Below are 20,993 nucleotides of genomic sequence, written 5' to 3'. Positions count from 1 at the left end.
AGTGTGAGACGTTAGTGCCCACCAAGGTAGACATCGTAACTGAAGATTACAAGGAGAAGTACGGTTTCAGCGACCCCATCGAGGAGTACGCGGTCAAGGGGGTCAAGGGGCTCAGCGAGAGGGTTGTCCAGGAGATAGTCCGCCTCCACGACGAGCCTGCCTGGATGGAGCAGACCAGGATGAAGGCACTCAAACACTTCCTTGACCGGAAGGCCCCCGCATGGGCGCCGGAGCTCGCCGACATCGACTACCAGGACTTCTACTACTACGCAAGGCCGACCAAGAAGGCTGCCGACTCCTGGGACCAGCTCCCGGCGTACATCAAGAACACCTACGACAAGCTGGGGATCGGAGAGGCGGAGAAGAAGTTCCTCGCGGGTGTGGGAGCCATCTACGAGAGCGAGGCCGTCTACCACAGCATCCAAGGAGAGCTTTCGAAGCAGGGGGTAGTATTCACCGACACCGTGACCGCCCTGAAGGAATATCCGGAAATCATGAAGAAGTACTTCGGCACCGTGGTCCCCTACCAGGACAACTACATCGCTGCCCTCCAGACTGCGGTGTGGAGCGCTGGAAGTTTCGTCTACGTCCCCGAAGGCGTCAAGGTCAGCATGCCTCTGCAGGCATACTTCAGGATAAACGAGCGGAACATGGGGCAGTTCGAACGGACCCTGATCGTCGGCGAGCCCTACAGCGAAGTCACCTACATGGAAGGGTGCAGCGCCCCGGTCTACTCGTCTCAATCTCTGCACTCGGCGATAGTCGAAATCATCGCCCAGAAGGGGTCGCTGGTGAAATACACGACGCTCCAGAACTGGTCGAGGGACGTCCTCAACCTCGTCACCAAGCGGGCCCACGCCTACGAAGACTCGACCGTCTCCTGGGTCGACTTCAACGGGGGCTCGAGGCTGACTAGGAAGTACCCGTCGATCTACCTGCTCGGACCGCGAGCCAAGGCCGACATCATCTCAGTGGCCTATGCAGGGGCCGGTCAGGTCCAGGACACAGGGGGCAAGGCCATCCATCTCGCCAGGGACACCACCTCCAAGATCATCTCGAGGTCAGTATCGAAGGACGGGGGGCACACGGCCTACAGGGGCCTCCTCCACATCGCGAAAGGGGCCAAGAACGTGAAATCGAGCGTGCGCTGCGACGCCCTGCTCATCGACGAGAGGAGCACGACAGCGACCTACCCGTACATGGAAATCCAGGAAGACGACGCGACAGTCACCCACGAGGCGAGCGTCGGAAAGGTCGGAGAGGAGCAGCTCTTCTACCTCATGGCCAGGGGAATCTCAGAGGGAGACGCCCTTAGCATGGTGGTAAATGGGTTCCTCGAACCGTTCGCCAAGGAGCTCCCAATGGCCTACGCCGTCGAGTTCAACCGCCTGATGTCCCTCGAAATGACGAACGCCGTAGGTTGAGGACCTGCGGTCGGGCATGATTCAGACATGTCGCAGACAGCATTGGGCTCTTTCGACGCTGACATGGTCAGGACGATCTCGGACTCTCTGAATGAACCCCGATGGCTGACCGACGCAAGGCTCGAAGCCTTCGCGGAGTTCGTGAAGCTTCCCCCCGAGAAGAACCCGCTCTACACGAAGTACGCCAGCATCTCTAGCTTCGACCTCGGGCAGTTCCGGCTTTCACCGGAGAAGACCCCTGTCGACTTCCGAAGTTTCTTCAGCGGCTTCCTCACTGGGAACGAGAGCAACATCCTCCTCCAGGGCAACGAGACCCAGGTCCACGCAGAGCTGGACGAGGAGACCTCCTCGAAGGGTGTGAAGCTCGTCTCAATACACGAGGCCCTCCAGACCGACGAACAGCTCGTCCGGAAGCTCTTCGAAAGCAGGCTCGTGAAGTCCGCAGCCGACAAGTTCGCAGCCTTCGTCAACGCCTTCTTCAACACCGGGACCTTCGTCCACGTCCCCCGGGACGTCGTCCAGGTCAAGCCCCTACGAAGGATGCTGCTGCTCGACTCTCCCAGGACCAGCATCATCGACCAGACATTCGTGGTCGCGGAAGAGGGATCTAAGCTCGTCTTCCTCGAGGAGCTCTATTCGAAGGGACCCTCCGGCCCTTCCCTGACTGCGTCGAACCTGGAGATCCGCGCAGGGCCCGGCTCCCATGTCGACTTCTCTTCCATCCAGCTCCTGGACCCTCAGGCCGTCCATGTCTCCAACCGCGCCATCGAGACAGCCAACGACTCCCGGGCGACGGTGAGCGCCCTCTCCCTCGGGGCTTCCGTCTCCCGCTCGAGGATGAACTTCCTCCTCAACGGTAGGGGTTCCCTGGCCGAGGGGTTCGAGATCTTCTTCACCGACTCGAAGCAGAGGTACGACTTCGAGACCAACCTCCTCCACAACTCCCCTGACACCACCGGCTCGACCCAGGCCCGGGGTGTCCTCAAGGGCGAATCCCAGACCATTTTCAAGGGCATGATCAAGATCGTCAAAGCGGCGAAGAACTCACGCTCCTACCTCGCGCACCACGCGATGATCCTCGAAAGGAGTGCGAGGTCCGACGCCATACCCGGACTCGAGATAGACAACAACGAGGTGAAGGCTACTCACTCCGCCTCCGTCGCCCAGATAGACGACGAGCAGCTGTTCTACCTCGAGGCAAGGGGCCTCCCTCCCGACGAAGCTAGGAAGATGGTCGTCCTCGGCTTCTTCGAGCCTGTCCTGTCGCGGGTCCCAATCGAACAGACGCGCGAGGGGGCCAGGTTCATGATCGAAGGCAAGTGGCAGGGTGAGAAGAGAAGACTCGTCGACAGGGAGACCCTCCTCGCCGCGACCGGAGAAACGACCCCCGAGGCAAAGCAGTCAGAAGACATCTTCGAGCGCCACTACAAGTATCGATGATCTTCATGGGAGAGTTCGTTCCCGCGATGAAGTCCTCCGACCTTGCCGAGGGCTCCATGGCCGGCCTGGACGTAATGGGGGTCCACGTCCTCCTCGCACGGATTGGGGGGGAAGTCTCGGCTGTGAGCGGCATCTGCACCCATGAAGAGACAGACCTTGGTCGGGGGTTCATGCTGGAGGACAGGGTCGTGTGCCCGCTGCACCTCTCTCAGTTCAGCCTGAAGACGGGCGAGGTCCAGAACCCGCCCGCGACCGTCCCCCTTCAGCGTTTCAATGTTAAAATAGAAGGCGAGACGATTTTCGTAGAGGTCTGAGAGGAGACAAGAAGTAATTTGCTCGAGACCGAGCCGCTCGATGTCGAAAGGATAAGGCAAGACTTCCCCATCCTTGGCAGGAAGGTTCACGGCAAGAGGCTGGTCTACCTCGACAACGCAGCGACCACTCAGAAACCGAAGCAGGTCATCGACGCGCTCGTAGACTACTACTCGCGGTACAACTCCAACGTCCACAGGTCCGTCCACACCCTTGGAGAAGAGGCGACGGCCGCCTACGAAGCTTCGAGAACGAAGGCGGCGCGCTTCATAGGAGCGTCCCCGAAGGAGCTTATCTTCACGAGGGGAACAACCGAGGCGACCAACCTCGTCAGGTTCGCCTGGGGGGAGAAGTATGTGAAGGAGGGCGACCTGCTGGTTACCACGCTTATGGAGCACCACAGCAACATCGTGCCCTGGCAGCTCCTCGCCAAGCACAGGGGAGCCACCCTGAAGTTCGTGGGTCTCCAGACTGACGGGACCCTGGACATCGCCACCTACGAAGAGCTCCTGAAGGAGTCCCCGAGGTTGGTGGCAGTCACACATTGCTCGAATGTCCTAGGCACGATAAACGATGTTGCGAAAATCTGCTCGATGGCGAAACGAGCAGGCGCGACCAGCATTGTGGACGGAGCACAAGCGGTCCCCCACATGCCCGTGGACGTTTCGTCGATAGGCTGCGATTTCTACGCCTACTCCGGCCATAAGATGCTTGGGCCCACGGGAATCGGCGCCCTCTTTGGCCGAGAGGAGCTGCTCCAGGAGATGGAGCCCTTTCAGGGAGGGGGAGAGATGATCCGGGAAGTCTTCCTGGACCATTCCACCTGGAATGACGTGCCCTACAAGTTCGAGGCAGGGACCGTCAACATTGCCGACTCGATCGGGCTCGGGGCGGCCATCGACTACCTAGCTGGGCTGGGGATGGGAAAGGTGAGGGAGCACGAACTCTCGCTTCTGAAGTACACGGCCGAGACGCTGTCAAAGCTCAAGGGTTTCCATGAATACGGTCCCTCTGATGTAAGTGTGCGAAGCGGCGTCGTCTCGTTCAACTTCGCGGACGTCCATCCACATGACCTCGCGACGATCCTCGACGAAGAGGGAATAGCCATACGCTCCGGGCACCACTGCGCTCAGCCGCTAATGAGGTGGCTCGACGTTGCGGCGACGAGCAGGGCGAGCTTCTACCTCTACAACTCCACCGACGACGTTGACGCCCTGAAGGGTGGCCTCGAGAAAGCCGGGAGGATCTTCAAGGTATGAGCAGCGCGGACATCTACAAGGAGCTCATACTGGACTACTACAGGCACCCGAAGAACTTCGGGAAGCTCGAGAAATACGATATCGATGCCCATGACACCAACCCACTCTGTGGGGATGAGGTGGACATGCAGATCAGGGTGGGCGAAGACAACAACATAGAAGATATCCGTTTCTCAGGCAAAGGATGCGCCATCAGCCAAGCCTCCGCCTCGATGCTGACAGAACTGGCGAAGGGGAAGCAGCTCGAATGGGTCAAGGAGGTCTCGAAGGAAGACATGCTGAAAATGCTCGGGAACCCGGAGCTGGGGCCTTCCAGGATCAAGTGCGCCCTCCTGGGAATGAAGGTCCTGAAGATGGGCGTCTACGGCTACCTCGGCAGCAAGCTCGACTTCACCGGGGACTAGGCCGAAGGCTTCCAGACCTTTGCACCCTCACCCGCCTTCCTGGGCGCCTTCGCTGCCATCACATGTCTCTTCAGAAGCTGGATTCCGAGCGCGGGGTCGACCCCCTTGGGGCAGACGGCCGAGCACGTGCCCGCGAAGTGGCACCTCCATACCCCGTGAGTCGTGTCGACGTTCTTGAGCCTCTCTTCTCCCCCCTCGTCCCTTTCGTCGGTGAGGTACCTGTACGCCTGAGCAAGGGCCTGGGGTCCGGGGAAAAGCGAGTCAGTCGACGCAGTGGGGCAGGACGAAGAGCACAGCCCACACTTGATGCAGTAGGTGAACTGGAGTATCTCCTCCAGTTTCTCAGGGCTCATCAGGTACTCGGCAGTCGGATTATCGACTTCTCCCTCGTCGGCCCTGATGATGTAGGGCCTGACCTCCTTATGTCTGTCGAAGAATGACTCTAGATCCGTGGCCAGGTCCCTGATAATGGGGAAGTTGTCCATCGGCTGGACTACGACCTGCTCGCCCTTCAGCTCCTCCACCTGCGTATAGCACGCCAGCCTCGCCTTCCCATCGATCTTCATCCCGCACGATCCGCAGGACGCCTGCCGGCACGAGAACCTCATGCCGATCGAATGGTCTTGGTAGTCCCTGGCATGGAGAAGAGCGTCCAGGACGGTCATCCCCTCCCTGAATGGGACCCTGTATTCAGCGAAGGTCGGTTTGCTGTCGACAGACGGATTGAATCTCTGCACTGCCAGCCTGACTTCCCTCATGCCCCAACCCCTCCCAAGACGGCAAGGATTATTGTCCGCGTCCCGTAGCCGACGAAGGCTACGATGGCGATCGCAGTCCCGATGTCGACCCATTTGCTCCAGGGTGCCGACTGGCGCCATTCGTGGAGCATTATCCTCACCCCGTTGAACCCGTGCACGAGCACAACGACGAGCAGCGCTTCCAAGAAGACTAGGTAGAATCCGTTCCTATAGATTGATAGAATGTTGGTGAACGATATGGCTGTGGCGTAGGGAGCCAGGACCCCCTGCATGAGGAGGTGTAAAGCAACGAGCAGAACGGCCGCGACCGCCGTCACATACTGTACCAGCATTAGCCTAGATTCTCTCATCCCAATCACTTGAAGAGGATCGAGGCTGCCAAGAGTGCGGCCAGTACTCCCATAACTACTGCCAGCCAAAAGATGGGCCTTTGAACGGACTTCAGCGTCTTGGGGGTGTATGGATAGTCTATCGCCGAAGGCTTCTTGAAGAACAAGCCGAACTCCGCCAGTATCAGCCTGATTCCGTTGATTCCATGAAAGGTCACCATGAGCACGACCAGTACGAGAATCAGATGGCCGAAGGAGTTTTCAACAATGTTCGAGATGAACGCCCAGCTCGACTGGCTAGGTCCGCCCCCGATAGGGCCGCCGACGAAGAAGCTCGTGTCTCCTAGATGCCCGATCACGTACAGGAGTACCGCAACCCCAGACAGCCTCTGGAAGACGTAAGCCCACCTCTCGAGATTATGTTGGTATGGACCGAGCCATCCGGCTACTCCCCTCTTGTTCTTCGCTCGCTCATTTTCATCCATTTCAGTCGACTCCATTCAAACTAGTCCACTCTTGCGGATTCTCAGTAATGCCTCTCCATCGGCTTGTATCTTGTAACCGTCACCGGCGAATACTCGAGGGCAGGCCCTGCATCCTTCTGGTATGCCAGTGTGTGCTTCAGCCAGTTCTTGTCGTCCCTCTTGGGAAAGTCCCTGCGCGAATGCGCCCCCCTCGACTCTGTTCTGGCCAAAGCGCAGCTTACGACGACCTCTGCGACGAGGAGCATGCCCTCGAGTTCCAGCACGTCGCTCAGGTTCGTGTTGTAGATGCGGCTCTTGTCTTCGCAGTGCAGGTACTCCTCCTTCTTCAACTCCCTAATCCCCTTGAGTGCTTCTGAGAGCCCCTCGCCTGTCCTGAAGACGAAGACGTTCTTGGCCATTAGCCTCTGCAGCTTGTCTCTCACTTCGTACGGGTTTGTGCCTCCCCGCCCGTGGAAGATCCCGTCGAAAATCCTCCCCGCCTCGATCATGATGGTTTCGTTCGAGGGCTGCGGAGTGCTCTTCCCCTCGACATACTTTGCGGCTTCCGCGCCCGTAATCTTCCCCCAGACCAGACACTCGGAGGTTGAGTTCGCTCCCAATCTATTGGCGCCGTTGATGCTGACGCACGCCGCTTCGCCCGCAGCCCAGAGCCCCTTGAGCCTCGTCGCTCCGTCTATGTTGGTGTCTATGCCTCCCATCACGTAGTGACATACTGGTCGGACGGGCAACGGCTTTTCGATGGGGTCGATGCCCTTGAACTTGATAGCTATTTCTCTTATTCCTGACAGCCTTGACTTGATCTTCTCGGCACCTATTGGTGCGAAGTCGAGATTCAGATAATCGAGCCCGGTCTTCTCGTCCTTGAACCCTCTTCCTTCTTCTATTTCTGTCATCATGCCTCTCGAGACGACGTCTCTCGAAGCGAGTTCGAGCTTCTCGGGTGCGTATTTCTTCATGAACCGATCACCGTCCTTGTTCAGCAGCAATCCTCCCTCGCCCCTGACTGCTTCCGTAATCAGTATGCCAGAGGGTATCAATCCGGAGGGATGAAACTGGATGAATTCCATGTCCTTCAACGGTATCCCCGCTCTATATGCTATGGCCATGCCGTCAGGGGTCGAGCTGTACGCGTATGTCGCGAAGCTGTACAGCCTCCCCGACCCGCCCGTTGCCATTATCCCAGCCTTGCCAAGAATCGCGGCGAAGTTCCCTGTCTTCCTCTCTATGGCAGTGATCCCCATGAACTGTCCCCCTTCGGCCAGGATGGATGTGGCGAACCATTCCTGGTAGAAAGTTATGTTGTCGTACTTCGTCGCAGTGTCGTACAGGGTCTGCATCTCGAAGAATCCCACCTTATCCTCTGCGAAGGTAGCTCTGGGATAGCTGTAGCCGCCGAAGTTTCTCTGCGCAATCCTCCCGTCCTCCCTTCTGGACCAGGGCATTCCCCAGTGCTCCAGTTGGTAAATCTCCTGCGGCATTAGGCTTACGAACCGGTCGACGGCGTCCTGGTCAGCGAGGTAGTCCGATCCCTTGACCGTATCGAAAGCGTGCGACTCGAGCGAGTCACCGAGCTCCGGGTAGAGGACCGCGGCCGTCCCTCCCTCCGCGCTGATGGAATGGGACCTCATCGCTTGCAACTTCGTCACGATAGCAATGTCAGCTTTGCCGCCGCTGACTCGCGCAGCTTCTATGGCGGCCCTCAGGCCCGCGAGTCCGGAACCGACGATCACGATATCGTGCTTTAGACTCTCGACCATCGGCGTTCGCCTGTTTCGCCCGCAATTCTAAACACTTAGCCTTTGCTTTTTCGAAGTCTGCTTGTCTCGGGATTGCTCCGGAAACGACGTCAGAGTCTCTGTTCCGATAGACTGAATCACAAACATGGTCAGAGAGTTGGCAGACTTTTGGCAGGAACGTTGGGGCAGGGCAACCCAGAACGCGCCCCGAGAGATCCTTCTGACGAGCCTCTCTCGGGGAAACTGGCCCGACCCTTATTTTCGGGACCAACCTCCTGGACCTGAGTTTCTCACCTCCTGACTCTCGGGAACATGTCTAGATTCGAGGTGGGCCGACAGTGCTGCGTTCCATCGCCCTCGCGCCCCAGACGGCCTTTTCCTGTTGGTTTGAAACCCCGTTTCACATGGATAAGCTTTTAACCGCTTCAGAAATCGGAAGTAGGTTACGAGAGGGATAAAGTGCCTCAATATGGCTACAGTTTCGAGGGTTTCGACCCCGCGGTCCACGTCAGGGCTAGCGGGAGAGAGGTCAACATATCCCCGAAGGCAGCCCGGGAGATAGCCGTCGCGATCAAAGGGATGACTGTCGCAAAGGCCATCGACCACCTAGAACTCGTCCAAAGCAAGAAGATGCCCATAGCCTTCCGACGCCACAAGCTCAAGGTAGGCCACAGAAGCGAGCTCCAAGGGTTCCCGACTGGCTCATACCCGGTGAAGGCAGCCAAGGCCTACCTCGACGTCCTCAGGAACCTCCAGGGCAACACTGAATTCAAGGGGCTCGACCCCGAGCGGATTTCGATAATCCACGCCTCTGCCTACGCTGGCAGGACCGTCAAGGACTTCGTCCCTAGGGCCTTCGGTCGGAGCTCCCCGAACTTCCACCAGCTGGTACACATCGAGCTCGTAGGAAAGGAAGTCTAGGCCATGTCAGTCCAACAGCAGACCTCGGTGAGGGCCATACTGACAACCAACAGGGCATTCGCAGAAATGGACGAATTCTTCGAGAAGGAGCTGAAGGAGGCTGGCTACGGAGGTCTGGAGGTGCAGAAGTCCCCGGTGGGGACGACCCTGAAGGTATACGTCGCGCGGCCGGGCCTGGCCATCGGCAGGAGGGGCACGGGCATCAAGGACCTGACAGACAAGGTCACCGCCAGGTTCAAGCTTGTAAACGCCCAGATAGCGGTAACTGAGATCGAGAACCCAGAGCTGAACGCGAGAATAATGGCATCGAGGATCGCCCAGATCGTCTCTCGGGGCACAGCCTTCAGGAGGGCAGCCCAGTGGTCGGTCAACAACATAATGGCCGCAGGGGCCGCAGGAGTGGAGATTTCGGTCGCAGGCAAGCTCCGGAGCGACAGGTCTCACGGAGAGAAGTACAGGGCTGGCATTGTCCCCAAGAGCGGGGAGACCGCCAAGCTTTCGGTAAGCGAGGCCACGACGGACGTGCTCCTGAAGCTCGGACTCTACGGAATCCAGGTCAAGATTGCGCTGAAGGGCGCCCTCCCCGAGGACTTCCAGTTCAAGGAGGACGTCAACGAAGAGGAAAAGAGAGAGGATGGCACAACTCAAAGCGAAGGAACTGAGGAAGCAGGACGCTGAGAAGCTGAGGCAGACGCTCTTCGACCTCAGGTCGGAGCTCGCCAAGGTGAGGGGCGGCGCGGAGCGCGGTCTCGTCAAGAAGGACGTTGGGAACATCCACAGGATCAGGAAGGACGTCGCCAAGGTGCTGACGGTCATGCACGAAAAGGGGGTTTCGGAATGAACGTGATAGGGGAAAGGCTGACCGTGCTGAAGTCAGCAGACCCGTCGAAGAGGGGCGTGTCTGGGCTTGTGGTCCTTGAGACGGCGCGCACCCTCGTACTCGACTCAGGCAAGAAGGCGGTTAGAATCGAGAAGGAAGGTTCCGCATTCCAGGTTTCAGGCTCGAAGACGGTCATCCTCGGCTCTGACATACGCGGGAGGCTCGAGGACAGATGGGGGTCCAAGCCGAGATGAGCACGGCCGGGCTGGAGGTCGCTGCGCCCAAGAAATCCTGCGAGGACGACAGGTGTCCCTTCCACGGCAGCCTCAAGGTCAGGGGACGGCTCCTGTCGGGCAAGGCAGTCTCGACGGCCGGCAAGGGATTCGTCGTAGTCCAGATGGCCTACCTCCACAAGATCGCAAAGTACAACAGAGGCGAAAGGCGGAGGAGCAGGATAAGCGCCCATCTCCCCCCCTGTCTCCAGGTGCAGGACGGCGACATGGTGACCATCGGCGAATGCAGGCCCCTTTCCAAGTCAATCTCGTTCGTCGTCGTTGAATCCAAGAGGGCTACCTGATGTCAACAAAATCTCGTGCAGTCTCCGCCAAGGGGGTCGAGGAGTTCAAGAACTACATCACAAAATCCATCCCGCTCAACGCGGTCATCACCTGCGCCGACAATACGGGGGCCAAGACCCTCAGGGTGATCATGGTTTCGAAGGCGAAGACGCGTCTCGCCAGATACCCCGCCGCCTCGGTGGGGGACAGCATCCTTTGCGTGGTGAAGAGGGGCCCGCCGGACCTCAGGAAGCAGGTCTTCGGGGCAGTGATAATCAGGCAGAAGTATCCAGTAAGAAGGGTGAGCGGCCAGAGGGTGGCCTTCGAGGACAATGCCGCAGTCATCGTCACGCCGGAGGGGGACCTGAAGGGCACGGACATCAAGGGTCCGGTCGCCAGCGAGGCCGCAGAGAAGTGGCCCAGAATCGCGAACCTCGCGTCGATAATCATCTGAGGTAGTGGAAATGAGATTCGGTTCTTTGCTTTCGAAAGACCTGCGGGAGAAGTACAAGCGGAAGACAGTCAGACCCAGGGAAGGGGACTCGGTCAGGATCGTCCGCGGCGAGTTCAAGGGCATCGAGGGGAAGGTCACGAAGGTCCTCCCTCGCGACGGGACCCTCAACGTCGAGGGGGTCACCAAGGAGAAGATGAAGGGAGGCACCTCTCCTGTGCCGATACACTCCTCCAACGTGGTGCTCACGTCGCTGATACTCACCGACACGACGCGCAAGAACAAAGTGGAGGCAGCGGTCTAGTTGGGAAAGAAGGGCGGAAAGAACAGGCTCAAGAGCGTCGCGGCTCCGCGCTCCTGGGACATTTCGAGGAAGGGGGACAGGTTCGTCTTCAAGCCGACCCCGGGGACATATCCCATCGATGCAGCCTATCCTCTCGGAGTGATCGTCAGGGACTTCGCTGCGCTCGCCACCCGCTCGAAGGAGATCAAGTACATCACGAAGACCGGGAAGGTGCTCGTCGACGGAGTGGAAAGGCACTCCCCGAGCTTCCCCGTGGGGCTCTTCAACCTGGTAAGCGTCCCCCTCGAGGACACGAACTTCAGGCTGGTTCCCTCGCCCAAGGGCCTCGTCCTCGCCAAAGTCAAGGGGGATGAAACCAACCGAAAGCTCTGCAGCGTTCACACTAAGACCAAGGTCAGGGGTGGACACGTCCAGTACGGGCTCCACGACGGCAGGTCGGTCCTCGACGACGGGCTCAACCTGGCGCCAGGGGACGCAGTCCTCCTGGAGGTCCCATCGCAGAAGGTCCTCGACAAGGTCAAGCTCGCCAAGGGCTCCCTCGGACTGGTCCTGTCCGGGGACAGGGCGGGCCAGCTGGGCAAGATAGTGGAAGTGAAGAAGGGGACGATTTCAAGGGAGAGAATGGTCAGGATATCCTTGGCCAGCGGAGACGCCGAGGTCCCTTCGAGACTGGTCTTCCCGGTCGGCACCGAGGCCCCGATGATCACCGTTGGAGCTGGGTCAGCATGAGCCAGGAGTCGGTCCAGGAGAACCCCATGAGGGCCATAAGGGTGGGGAAGATAGTGGTCAACATCGGCCTGGGCAAATCTGGAGAAGCCATCGAGAGGGGCAAGCGCGTGCTGGAGCAGGTCACCGGGCAGACTCCCAGTCAGAGGCGCGCCAAGAAATCCATCAGGGACTTCGGCATCCACAAAGGAGAGCCAATCGGAGTGGTGGTCACCACCAGGGGGACAGCGACTGCAGGGCTGATCAAGAAACTCCTCGTCGCGAGGGAGAACAAGCTCCCCGAGTCCTCGTTCGACCCCAAGGGATCTGTGTCCTTCGGCATCAAGGAGCACATTGAGATCCCAGGCATCAGATACGACCCTGCCATCGGCATCCTGGGGATGAACGTCTCCGTCCTCCTGGAGAGGCCGGGGTACAGAGTCTCACGGAGGACCAGGCGGACCTCCCGCGTGGGCAAGGCCCACCTCGTGTCGAAGGAGGAGTCGATGCAGTACTTCAGGGAACACTTCGGGGTCACGGTAATATGAAAGAGAGGCACACAAAGGTGAGGAAGTATGGCAAGGTCGCCCACTACTGCCGAAGGTGCGGCCAGTACGGGGCAGTTATCAGGTCCTACAACCTCGTCCTTTGCAGGCAGTGTTTCAGAGAAGTAGCGGAGAAGCTAGGCTTCAGGAAGTATGACTGAGGGATAAGAGATGGCAGCAACCAACGTCCTGTCAAACCTCTTCGCGAGCCTCCAGAACGCGGAGCTGAGGAACAAGCGAGAGTGCGTGGTCATCCCCGCTTCGAAGCTTGCGAGCGAGGTCCTGAAGGTCCTGCAGAAGAGGCGCTACCTAGGTGAATTCGAGCACATCGACGACGGAGTCGGTGGGAAGCTGAAGGTCCAGCTCCTCGGGCGGATAAACAGGTGCGGCGTCATCTCGCCACGCTTCGCCGTGAAGTCGGCCAAGCTGGTCGATTGGGAGCACAGGTACCTCCCGGCCGTGGGGGTCGGGACCCTGATTGTCTCAACGCCTCAGGGAGTGATGTCGCACGCAGAAGCCCAGGAAAAGAAGATCGGCGGGAGGCTTGTGGGATTTGTCTACTAGCCAGGTCGCGCAGCAGGCAGTCAAGATGCCCGAAGGCGTCAGCGTGAAGCTTGAAGAGAGGACGCTGACAGTCAAGGGGAAGCTGGGAGAGGCCAAGAAGCACTTCGACAAGGTCGGGGTGAACATCGGGGTTGAAGGGGACAGCGTGATCATATCTCCCTTCTCCAAGAAGAAGAAGGACAACGTCATCATCAACACAGTCGCGAGCCTGATCAACAACATGATCACGGGCGTGACCAAGGGGTACACCTACAAGCTCAAGGTGGTCTACGCCCACTTCCCGATCTCGGTAAAGGTCAAGGGGGACGAAATCCACGTGGAGAACTTCGTCGGCGAGCGCTCCCCCAGGATCGCCAAGATCGTCGGCAGCTGCAAGGCGTCGGTCGAAGGGGACGACGTCATCGTCAAGGGGGTCTCCCTCGAAGACGTGGGCCAGACGGCAGCCAACGTAGAGCTCGCGACCAAGGTGAAAAGGAAGGACTCGAGGATCTTCCTCGACGGACTCTATATCTACGTGAAGGAAGTGGGGCTCTAGCTTTGCCGAAGCAGAAGGTTTCAGAGGAGAACAGGCTGAAGGCCCTGGTCGCGAAGAGGAAGGAAGTCGCGGTCAACAGGCCGGAGTTCGTCAGACAGGAGAGCTGGCGCTACGTCCGGATCCACCCCGAGTGGAGGAAGCCCAAGGGGGTCGACAGCAAGATGAGACGCCAGGACAAGGGCTGGCCCGCCCTGGTGAGGGTAGGGTACAGGGGCCCCGTCCACGCCCGGGGGCTCCATCCAAGCGGGCACTTCGACGTGCTCGTCCAGAGGGTGTCCGAACTCGACGCCCTGGTCCCAGGAAGGGACGTCGCCAGGATCGGGGGCACCGTCGGCGCGAAGAAGAGGGAGCAGATCCTTGCGAGGGCCACCGAGCTCGGGCTCAGGGTCGTGAATCCGACAGGGTTGAGGATAATTGAATCTAAGAAGTAAGCGCAGGCTCGCCGCCTCCGTCATGGGCGTGGGACTGGACAGAGTGATCTTCGACGATGAATACTCAGACCTGATCCAGGACGCCATCACCCGCAGCACAATCCGCGGGCTGATCGGGTTCGGCGCGATCCACGCGGCCCCCGAGAAAGGTGTGTCGCGCGGAAGGTTCAGGGAAAGGTCGGCGAAGCTGAAGCGCGGCCGGGGCTCAGGCTCGACGGAAGGAAGCGCCCACGCGCGCAACCCGAGGAAGCAACAGTGGATCACCAAGGTGCGCGCCCTGAGATGGCGGCTGAAGGTCGCGAAGGACAGGAAGGAGTTGACCCAGGCGTCCTACAAGAAGCTCTACAAGCAGGTGAAGGGAGGACAGGTCAGGGGAGTCAAGCATCTCCTGGACCTGATGAAGGAGGCAAAGAAGTAATGTCCACCCACGTCCCATTGCTCCGCAGAAGGAGAGAGGGCGTCACCGACTACAGGTCGAGGAAGCGGGCGATCACCTCCAAGGGGGTCCTGCTGGTCGTGCGCATTTCGAACAAGAACGTCTCGGCACAGTTCGTGCAACCCACGGTCAAGGGAGACATGGTGGTCGCGTCCGCGCACTCGCGAGAGCTACCGCAGCTCGGCTGGCACGGATCGCTGAAGTCGACCCCTGCCTGCTACCTGCTCGGGATGGTCGCGGGCAAGAAGGCCCTGGCCAAGGGTGTGAAGGAGGCATTCCTCTACAACGGGCTTGACCCGTTCATCCGCGGGGGCAGGATGGTGGCCTTCGCCAAGGGGGTGGTCGACGCCGGAGTCAGCGTCCCCATCGGCGAGGAGGCGCTGCCGTCAGAGGAGAGGCTGTCCGGAAAGTCGATCTCGGAGTACGCGGCCAAGCTTTCGTCTGAATCCAAGGAGGCCTACGAGAAGACCTTCGCATCGCTCCTCAAGGCGGGCTTCAAGCCAGAGGACTACCCCAGCCACTTTGAGAAGACGAAGGCAGCGATCGCAGGGGAGAAGAAGTAATGTCATCCTTCGGCAGGGGAAGGCGTGAAGAGGAGGAGCAGGTGTGGGTGCCGAGGACGAAGCTGGGCAAACTGGTCAACGAAGGCAAGATCACGTCCCTGGAAGAGGTATTCAGGACAGGCCAGAGGGTGCGCGAAGCGGAGATAGTGAAAAAACTCCTCCCGGACCTCAGGAACGAGGTCGTAGGGGTCAGCGTAGTCCAGAAGCAGACCGACGCCGGGGAGCTGACGCGATTCTCAGCGGTCGTCGCAGTGGGGAACGGGGCCGGCTGGTTCGGGGTCGGCAAGGGCAAGGCCATGCAGACCCGGGATGCCATTGAGAAGGCGACGGTCCAGGCGCTTCTGAACATCATACCGGTGAAGCTCGGCTGCGGGAGCTGGGAGTGCAGGTGCGGAGGGACTCACTCTGTCCCCTACAGGATCAGAGGGAAGGCCGGGAGCGTGACTGTGCAGGCCATGCCGGGCCCGAGGGGACTAGGGCTCGTGGCCGGACCTGCCCTCAAGAACCTGCTTCAGCTTGCCGGCGTCAAGGACGCATGGATCCGGACCTTCGGCTCCACCAACACGATGTCCTCCCTGGCCAACGCAGTCTACGACGCCTTCCGGATGTCCCACGGGCTCAACGTATAGGGTGATTTGGAACGACACTTCTCCTCGTCCTGAACATACACGGAGCCATCAACTCCTCTGCGCCTGTCAGGAAGGCACTCGAAGGGCTGAAGGTCGTAAGGAAGTTCACCGCCTCGGTGGTCCCCGACGACGCTTCCACCCTGGGGATGCTCAGGCTCTGCAAGGACCACGTGGCCTGGGCCCCCGTGGACGCCGACCTGCTGGCGACCCTCCTGAAGAAGCGCGGGATGGTCAGCACGACCAAGGGCCTGGACGCCGCCGCTTTGAAGGCCCTGGGCTTCAAGAAGCCAGAAGACCTGGCGGAGAAGATGCTGAAGGAAGGGATGCGCCTCTCGGCAGTCGAAGGGATCAGGCCCTTCTTCCGGCTCGCCCCTCCGAGGGGGGGTTTCAAGCAGTCCATGAGGCGGCAGTACACGGAAAGGGGGATGCTGGGGAGCAACCCCAAGCTGGCAGACATTGTGAAGAGGATGGTCTAGCATGCCGACCAGAGTCCGGAAGAGCAGGCGCTATCGGGGCATGAGGACCCACGGCTACGGGCAGATAGGGCAGCATCGCCACTCCGGAAGCAGGGGGGGCCACGGCAACGCAGGCCTGCACAAGCACAAGTGGAGCTGGATGATCCAGAACGACCCCGACCACTTCGGCAGGGACCCGTTCCGGCCTCCAAGTTACTACCTGAAGCCGACCCATGTGATCAACGTCGGGGACCTCGACTCGCTCGCCAAGGGGAAGTCAGTGGACCTCTCCTCACTGGGCATACAGAAGCTGCTGGGCTCGGGAAGCGTCAAGGGCGCCTACGAGGTCAAGGTCGCCTCAATAACCAAGAATGCTCAGGCTAAAATAGAGGCCGCGGGCGGAAAGGTAGCACTCGAGGAGTAAGGCCTCTTCAATTGGCATCGATGCGCGAGTTCATCAAGAGCGTAGGGACTGTCCTTCCCGAGATTCCGAAGCCCGAACGCAAGCCTGGCCTCAACGAGCGGTTCATCTGGACTGGCCTGGCCCTAATCGCTTACCTTGTCATGGCCACGACCCCGCTCTTCGGCTTCGGTGGGCCAGGCCACCAGCAGGACCAGCTCGCGTTCCTGAGGGTCGTCTTCGCGTCCACCCAGGGGACCCTCATGGAACTGGGCATCGGGCCCATCGTCACGTCCGGTCTAATACTCCAACTCCTCGTCGGCAGCGACATCATCAAGCTCGACATGAGCAACCCCGCAGACAGGGCCATCTTCGGCTCATCGACGAAGTTCCTGACGTTCATCGTAATCGTTGGAGAGTCGCTGGCCTACATCCTGGGCGGGGCCCTCGGGGTCCTGACTGGCAACCAGGAGCTGGTCATCTTCGTCCAGCTCTTCATCGCGAGCGTGCTCGTCCTGCTCCTAGACGAGATGATTCAGAAGGGATGGGGGATCGGCAGCGGGGTCAGCCTCTTCATCCTCGCCGGCGTCTGCCAGACCGTCATGTGGTACACCTTCTCCCCCTTCACAGTCCGCGCCACATCTACGACGACGGAGATATTCGGCTTCATCCCCGCCCTCATCAGCTCATTCTTCACCCACACCCTCCCGGACATCGTGATCAGGGGGTACAGATACCCGAGCCTCTTGACCTTCACCCTCACCCTGGTCATGCTCCTCGTCCTAGTATACATCGAGGGCATCAGGGTCGAGCTCCCCATCACCTCCATCAAGTACAGGGGCTTCCAGGGAGTCTATCCAATCAAGCTCCTCTACGTCTCGAACATCCCCGTCATCCTGGTCTCTGCTCTCGGGGCGAACGTCACCTTTTTCACGAGGATCCTGTACAACTATGCCGGGAGTTCCAGCAACTCATGGTTGAACTACCTTGGCACCTGGCCCGCCCCGGTCAACGGTACCCAGTCCTCCTACCCGAACGGCGGGCTTGTGTACTACATCACCGCCCCCCAGGGGGTTAATGCGACCGTCGCAGACCCAATTCACTCCCTCATCTACCTCTTCTATCTCGTTGGAATGGCGGTCCTCTTCGCCAGGCTCTGGGTCGAAATAGGCGGCCTGAATCCGAGGGCCGTCGCCAAGAACCTGATGGACGCCAACGTCCAGGTCCCAGGGTTCCGCAGGACGGGGCTCTCGATCGAGCAGGTGCTGAACAGGTACATACCCACCCTGACCATCATAGGGGGAATTCTGATCGGCCTTGTCGCCGGCGTGTCAGACCTGTTCGGGGTCTTCGGCACAGGCATAGGCATCCTGCTGATGGTGGACATAGTGCTCCAGTACTACCAGATGCTCCTGAAGGAGCAGGTGGAAGAGATATCGCCGGCCCTTGCCGGGCTGATAGGGGCAGGGTAGACCGGTGTCCCTGAGGGTTGTGGTCGTCGGAATTGCCGGGGTCGGGAAGACGACCGTGGTGGAGAGGGTCAGGTCTCTTCTCAAGGGGGCCGAGCTCGTCACCTTCGGCACAGTCATGCTCGAGGAAGGGAAGAAGCGGAAGTGGATCAAGGACCGGGACGAGCTGCGGAAGCTTCCCGTCGTGAAGCAGAACCAGCTCCAGACTATGGCCGCCTCAAGGATCTCGAGGATGACCCACCCCTCGGTCCTGGTCGACACCCACCTCTTCATCAGGACGAAAGAGGGATTCTGGCCGGGGTTACCCTTCGACGTCGCGAGGGCACTCAAACCAACCCACCTGGTCCTGATCGAAGCGGCCCCGGAGGAGATCCTTTCTCGCAGGGCCACTGACACAAAGAGGTACAGGGACAAGATCGCGGTGGAGGAGGTCAAAGAGGAGCTGGAGCTTGCCCGCACCTTCCTTGCTGTGGTGTCGACCATCACCGGCGCGCCCATGTTCGCCTTCAGAAACTCCGCAGGGAAAGCCGATGCCACTGCGAGGAGAATCGCAGGGTTGTTGAGGGCGGCCAAATGACCCGTTCGCAGATGCACAGACAGGGCAGGACCCTTCCGTCGGACAGGGCCTCGAGCTCCTCCCTGGCCGCCATCATCCTCCTCCTGGTCGTGGCCCTGGGCTGGATTGCCCCAGTATTCGCCCAGACGACCGCCACTGTCACTACGACTGCCACCCAGGGCTCGGGCGCAGCCGCAGTTTCCCTGAGCCCATCTTCAGACAGCTCCAACGCCCTGGTCGAGGTCTCCGGGTCTGGCTTCCTGGCCGGCCGAAACGTAACGGTGATCTACGACGGCAACCAGGTCGCCTTCAGCGGGACCTGCAGGACTGATTCGACCGGCTTGATTCCGGGGTGCAACTTCCGGGTCCCAGCTTCGAGCTCCGGGGCCCACCACGTCCTCGTCACCGACGGCACCAACTCCGCCTCCTCCACCTTCACCGTCCCTTCGATATCGATCCCGGAGTCGACCTACCTCGTAACGCTGACCTCGGTCACCCTCGGCCTCGTGACGCAGCTGGCGACGCGCAGGCTCGTGGACCTCAACGCCGAAAGGCGGATGAAGGCTGAAGTCGCGGCCTTCAACAAGGAGAAGCGAGAAGCGACCCTGGCAAACGACAAGGCGAGGCTGGAGAAGATAAAGAAGAGAGAGCTTCCGATGAGGCAGGCCCAGACCAAGGTCTCCACCGCCAGGCTGAAGGTGACTGCTGTCACATTCGTCCCTCTGCTCGGAGTCTATTACCTGATGGCCAACTTCCTCGGCGGGTTCAACGTGGCGGTCGCGCACTCCCCGATCCCTATCCCCTTCCTGGTCGGTCCGACCGGGGCCATGGTCCTCTTCTGGTGGTATCTGATCAGCTCGTTCACCGCTTCGAGCCTGCTGACCAAGCTCCTGCACACCACAACCTAGGCTCACGGTCATTGCCATGAAAGCCATCATCATCTCAGGGATGCCCGCCGTAGGAAAGACAACTGTCTCGAAGATGGTTGCGGCCGACCTCGGGGTCCCGACCGTCGGGGGCGGGGACGTCCTCAAGGAGATGGCGGTTGAGGAGGGGTACACCCCTGGAGGAGAGGACTGGTGGGACAAGGGCGAGGGGATGAAGTTCCTGGAGGAGAGGAAGCGCTCGTCGGACTTCGATAGGGAGGTGGACGCGAGGCTCCTGCAGAAGGCGAAGAAGGGAGACGTGGTGATAACCAGCTACCCTCTGCCTTGGCTTTCGAAGGGCGGCCTGAAGGTGTGGCTGTCCGGGTCGGTCAGAAGCAGGGCGGCCAGGATGGCGAAGAGGGACCAAATCTCTCTGTCGAAGTGTATGAAGGTCCTCTCGGTCCGAGATTTCGAGAACTACAAGCTCTACAGAAAGATCTACCAGATCGAGTTCGGCAAAGACCTGAAGCCCTTCGACCTCGTCGTGGACACGGAACGCATAGACGAGTCCAGGGTGGCGCGGATAATCCTTGAGTATGTCAAAAGCAGAAGAGACTAGGTTCCGGTCTCCGAGGATGGTCGTCCTCGACGAGGAGGATGCCGACCCCGAACACGGCTGGGAACCCAGGTCCCGCCCCGTCGACGTGATGCTCCAGTACGGCCTCATCGCCCTCGACAAGCCCCGCGGTCCCACGAGCCACGAGGTGGTCGCCTGGGTCAGGAAGATGCTGGGCGTCGAGAAGGCGGGGCACAGCGGGACCCTCGACCCCCCGGTCTCGGGCCTCCTCCCCATCGGCCTGGGGCACGCCACCAAGGCCCTGAGCCTCCTCCTCGAGTTCCCGAAGGAGTACTGGGGCGTGCTGCGGATCCATTCTTCAGTCCCTGCGAAGAAACTCGGCGCAGTAGTGAAGGAGTTCACCGGGGAGATATTCCAGAGGCCCCCGCAGCGCTCCTCGGTCAGTAGGCAGGTCAGAAGCAGGACCATCTACGAGCTGAGCCTCGCCGAGGGCAAGGGAAACCTCCACCTGTTCCGCTGCCTCTGTCAGTCTGGGACCTACATCAGGAAGCTCGTCTACGACATGGGGGAGGTCCTGGAGGTCGGGGCCACCATGGTGGAACTCCGCAGGACCAAGGTGGGGCCCCTCGTGGAGAGCGACGGCTTCTCCAACCTGCACCAGCTGAGCGACGCCATGTACAAGCTCCGCAGCGGCGACGAATCCGGTCTGAGGTCCATCGTCAAGCCCATCGAGGATTCGCTGGGTTCGATTGACAGGATCGTGGTCCGCGACTCTGCGGTGGACGCCATTTGCCATGGCGCGCGCCTGGGGATCCCCGGAATCCTCTCCGTGTCCGAAGGGATTTCCAAGGACGACACCCTCGCGCTGATGTCTTCGAAGGGGGAGCTGGTCGCCATAGGGAAGGCTCTCCTCACGACGGAAGAGATGCGCTCCCTTCACAAGGGCCTGAGCTGCACCACCGAGCGGGTGATCATGAAGGCAGGCACCTACCCGAAGCTCTGGAAGAGCAAGGCCAAGCCGAAGGCAGCCTGAACAGCCGTCGCCTTCGCGTTTCCACCTGG

General features: G+C 60.1%; 32 protein-coding genes. 28 read left to right on the top strand and 4 right to left on the bottom strand.

The features are described 5' to 3' along the window. The first annotated feature begins 14 nt into the window (after nucleotides 1-14). From sufB to OK438_07300, 5 genes are read left to right on the top strand one after another with little or no spacing between them, the layout of a single operon-like run. Entirely contained in the window at nucleotides 15-1,424 is a 1,410-nt protein-coding gene (gene sufB / locus OK438_07320; GenBank protein MDA4125237.1) for a Fe-S cluster assembly protein SufB, read from the top strand. A 27-nt stretch (nucleotides 1,425-1,451) separates the two neighbouring features. Continuing rightward, nucleotides 1,452-2,864 carry a Fe-S cluster assembly protein SufD gene (sufD, locus tag OK438_07315; GenBank protein ID MDA4125236.1) on the top strand — a complete coding sequence of 471 codons (1,413 nt, stop codon included), beginning with the start codon at nucleotides 1,452-1,454 and terminating at the stop codon, nucleotides 2,862-2,864. A gap of 5 nt (nucleotides 2,865-2,869) precedes the next feature. After that, a complete protein-coding gene (locus OK438_07310) occupies nucleotides 2,870-3,178 on the top strand; it encodes a Rieske 2Fe-2S domain-containing protein (GenBank protein ID MDA4125235.1) in 309 nt (102 codons plus the stop codon). Nucleotides 3,179-3,196: 18 nt separating this feature from the next. Further along, the gene (locus OK438_07305) at nucleotides 3,197-4,435 is read left to right on the top strand and encodes a cysteine desulfurase (protein MDA4125234.1); all 1,239 of its coding nucleotides are present in this window, start codon (nucleotides 3,197-3,199) and stop codon (nucleotides 4,433-4,435) included. Next, entirely contained in the window at nucleotides 4,432-4,839 is a 408-nt protein-coding gene (locus OK438_07300) for an SUF system NifU family Fe-S cluster assembly protein (GenBank protein ID MDA4125233.1), read from the top strand. Before OK438_07305 ends, OK438_07300 begins: the two co-directional genes overlap by 4 nt. Here the strand turns inward: OK438_07300 and OK438_07295 are convergent. The 4 genes from OK438_07295 to OK438_07280 are packed head-to-tail and all read right to left on the bottom strand — an operon-like array spanning nucleotide 4,836 to nucleotide 8,168. Next, the gene (locus OK438_07295) at nucleotides 4,836-5,597 is read right to left on the bottom strand and encodes a succinate dehydrogenase iron-sulfur subunit (GenBank protein ID MDA4125232.1); all 762 of its coding nucleotides are present in this window, start codon (nucleotides 5,595-5,597) and stop codon (nucleotides 4,836-4,838) included. The genes OK438_07300 and OK438_07295 overlap by 4 nt on opposite strands. Then, nucleotides 5,594-5,947 (bottom strand): succinate dehydrogenase, encoded by a 354-nt coding sequence (locus tag OK438_07290; protein MDA4125231.1) that lies wholly within the window; start codon nucleotides 5,945-5,947, stop codon nucleotides 5,594-5,596. Before OK438_07290 ends, OK438_07295 begins: the two co-directional genes overlap by 4 nt. 5 nt (nucleotides 5,948-5,952) lie before the next feature. Further along, complete coding sequence (locus OK438_07285; GenBank protein MDA4125230.1) at nucleotides 5,953-6,411, bottom strand: hypothetical protein; 459 nt, start codon at nucleotides 6,409-6,411, stop codon at nucleotides 5,953-5,955. Between the two features lie 41 nt (nucleotides 6,412-6,452). Continuing rightward, on the bottom strand, nucleotides 6,453-8,168 hold the full coding sequence (locus OK438_07280; protein MDA4125229.1) for a succinate dehydrogenase/fumarate reductase flavoprotein subunit: 1,716 nt from the start codon (nucleotides 8,166-8,168) through the stop codon (nucleotides 6,453-6,455). Nucleotides 8,169-8,606: 438 nt separating this feature from the next. Between OK438_07280 and OK438_07275 the strand changes: the two genes are divergently transcribed. From OK438_07275 to OK438_07165, 23 genes are all read left to right on the top strand, one after another. After that, the gene (locus tag OK438_07275; GenBank protein ID MDA4125228.1) at nucleotides 8,607-9,068 is read left to right on the top strand and encodes a 50S ribosomal protein L22; all 462 of its coding nucleotides are present in this window, start codon (nucleotides 8,607-8,609) and stop codon (nucleotides 9,066-9,068) included. Nucleotides 9,069-9,071: 3 nt separating this feature from the next. Further along, nucleotides 9,072-9,746, top strand: coding sequence for a 30S ribosomal protein S3 (locus tag OK438_07270; protein MDA4125227.1), 675 nt, complete (start codon nucleotides 9,072-9,074; stop codon nucleotides 9,744-9,746). Then, a complete protein-coding gene (rpmC, locus tag OK438_07265; GenBank protein ID MDA4125226.1) occupies nucleotides 9,703-9,909 on the top strand; it encodes a 50S ribosomal protein L29 in 207 nt (68 codons plus the stop codon). The genes OK438_07270 and rpmC overlap by 44 nt, the downstream gene beginning before the upstream one ends. Then, on the top strand, nucleotides 9,906-10,142 hold the full coding sequence (locus OK438_07260) for a ribonuclease P protein subunit (protein ID MDA4125225.1): 237 nt from the start codon (nucleotides 9,906-9,908) through the stop codon (nucleotides 10,140-10,142). The genes rpmC and OK438_07260 overlap by 4 nt, the downstream gene beginning before the upstream one ends. Next, entirely contained in the window at nucleotides 10,121-10,465 is a 345-nt protein-coding gene (locus OK438_07255) for a 30S ribosomal protein S17 (protein MDA4125224.1), read from the top strand. The genes OK438_07260 and OK438_07255 overlap by 22 nt, the downstream gene beginning before the upstream one ends. Then, nucleotides 10,465-10,899 carry a 50S ribosomal protein L14 gene (locus tag OK438_07250; GenBank protein MDA4125223.1) on the top strand — a complete coding sequence of 145 codons (435 nt, stop codon included), beginning with the start codon at nucleotides 10,465-10,467 and terminating at the stop codon, nucleotides 10,897-10,899. Before OK438_07255 ends, OK438_07250 begins: the two co-directional genes overlap by 1 nt. 10 nt (nucleotides 10,900-10,909) lie before the next feature. Then, a complete protein-coding gene (gene rplX, locus OK438_07245) occupies nucleotides 10,910-11,200 on the top strand; it encodes a 50S ribosomal protein L24 (protein MDA4125222.1) in 291 nt (96 codons plus the stop codon). Further along, the gene (locus tag OK438_07240; GenBank protein ID MDA4125221.1) at nucleotides 11,201-11,929 is read left to right on the top strand and encodes a hypothetical protein; all 729 of its coding nucleotides are present in this window, start codon (nucleotides 11,201-11,203) and stop codon (nucleotides 11,927-11,929) included. Continuing rightward, the gene (locus OK438_07235) at nucleotides 11,926-12,453 is read left to right on the top strand and encodes a 50S ribosomal protein L5 (GenBank protein ID MDA4125220.1); all 528 of its coding nucleotides are present in this window, start codon (nucleotides 11,926-11,928) and stop codon (nucleotides 12,451-12,453) included. Before OK438_07240 ends, OK438_07235 begins: the two co-directional genes overlap by 4 nt. Beyond that, complete coding sequence (locus OK438_07230) at nucleotides 12,450-12,611, top strand: 30S ribosomal protein S14 (protein ID MDA4125219.1); 162 nt, start codon at nucleotides 12,450-12,452, stop codon at nucleotides 12,609-12,611. The genes OK438_07235 and OK438_07230 overlap by 4 nt, the downstream gene beginning before the upstream one ends. Nucleotides 12,612-12,621: 10 nt before the next feature. Further along, on the top strand, nucleotides 12,622-13,014 hold the full coding sequence (locus OK438_07225) for a 30S ribosomal protein S8 (GenBank protein MDA4125218.1): 393 nt from the start codon (nucleotides 12,622-12,624) through the stop codon (nucleotides 13,012-13,014). Further along, on the top strand, nucleotides 13,004-13,549 hold the full coding sequence (locus tag OK438_07220) for a 50S ribosomal protein L6 (protein MDA4125217.1): 546 nt from the start codon (nucleotides 13,004-13,006) through the stop codon (nucleotides 13,547-13,549). The genes OK438_07225 and OK438_07220 overlap by 11 nt, the downstream gene beginning before the upstream one ends. 35 nt (nucleotides 13,550-13,584) lie before the next feature. Next, a complete protein-coding gene (locus OK438_07215; protein MDA4125216.1) occupies nucleotides 13,585-13,980 on the top strand; it encodes a 50S ribosomal protein L32e in 396 nt (131 codons plus the stop codon). Continuing rightward, the gene (locus OK438_07210; GenBank protein MDA4125215.1) at nucleotides 13,964-14,398 is read left to right on the top strand and encodes a 50S ribosomal protein L19e; all 435 of its coding nucleotides are present in this window, start codon (nucleotides 13,964-13,966) and stop codon (nucleotides 14,396-14,398) included. The genes OK438_07215 and OK438_07210 overlap by 17 nt, the downstream gene beginning before the upstream one ends. Next, nucleotides 14,398-14,979, top strand: a complete 582-nt coding sequence (locus OK438_07205) for a 50S ribosomal protein L18 (protein MDA4125214.1) — start codon at nucleotides 14,398-14,400, stop codon at nucleotides 14,977-14,979. Before OK438_07210 ends, OK438_07205 begins: the two co-directional genes overlap by 1 nt. After that, nucleotides 14,979-15,608 (top strand): 30S ribosomal protein S5, encoded by a 630-nt coding sequence (locus tag OK438_07200; GenBank protein ID MDA4125213.1) that lies wholly within the window; start codon nucleotides 14,979-14,981, stop codon nucleotides 15,606-15,608. Before OK438_07205 ends, OK438_07200 begins: the two co-directional genes overlap by 1 nt. A 116-nt stretch (nucleotides 15,609-15,724) precedes the next feature. Continuing rightward, entirely contained in the window at nucleotides 15,725-16,084 is a 360-nt protein-coding gene (locus OK438_07195) for a 50S ribosomal protein L30 (GenBank protein MDA4125212.1), read from the top strand. A gap of 1 nt (nucleotide 16,085) precedes the next feature. Further along, nucleotides 16,086-16,487: a 50S ribosomal protein L15 gene (locus OK438_07190; protein ID MDA4125211.1), complete on the top strand. Its 402-nt coding sequence runs from the start codon at nucleotides 16,086-16,088 to the stop codon at nucleotides 16,485-16,487. 20 nt (nucleotides 16,488-16,507) lie between these two features. Then, complete coding sequence (gene secY / locus OK438_07185) at nucleotides 16,508-17,935, top strand: preprotein translocase subunit SecY (GenBank protein ID MDA4125210.1); 1,428 nt, start codon at nucleotides 16,508-16,510, stop codon at nucleotides 17,933-17,935. A gap of 4 nt (nucleotides 17,936-17,939) precedes the next feature. Then, nucleotides 17,940-18,509, top strand: coding sequence for an adenylate kinase (locus tag OK438_07180; protein MDA4125209.1), 570 nt, complete (start codon nucleotides 17,940-17,942; stop codon nucleotides 18,507-18,509). Then, the gene (locus OK438_07175) at nucleotides 18,506-19,396 is read left to right on the top strand and encodes an EMC3/TMCO1 family protein (GenBank protein MDA4125208.1); all 891 of its coding nucleotides are present in this window, start codon (nucleotides 18,506-18,508) and stop codon (nucleotides 19,394-19,396) included. Before OK438_07180 ends, OK438_07175 begins: the two co-directional genes overlap by 4 nt. Before the next feature lie 16 nt (nucleotides 19,397-19,412). Next, entirely contained in the window at nucleotides 19,413-19,973 is a 561-nt protein-coding gene (locus tag OK438_07170) for a cytidylate kinase family protein (protein MDA4125207.1), read from the top strand. Continuing rightward, entirely contained in the window at nucleotides 19,951-20,964 is a 1,014-nt protein-coding gene (locus OK438_07165) for an RNA-guided pseudouridylation complex pseudouridine synthase subunit Cbf5 (GenBank protein MDA4125206.1), read from the top strand. The genes OK438_07170 and OK438_07165 overlap by 23 nt, the downstream gene beginning before the upstream one ends. The last annotated feature ends 29 nt before the right edge of the window (nucleotides 20,965-20,993 follow it).

Source organism: Nitrososphaerota archaeon, assembly GCA_027887005.1.
GTDB lineage: Archaea > Thermoproteota > Nitrososphaeria > Nitrososphaerales > Gagatemarchaeaceae > UBA183.
Note: the sequence above shows the minus strand (reverse complement) of the source record. Positions and strands in the feature narration are given on the sequence as shown.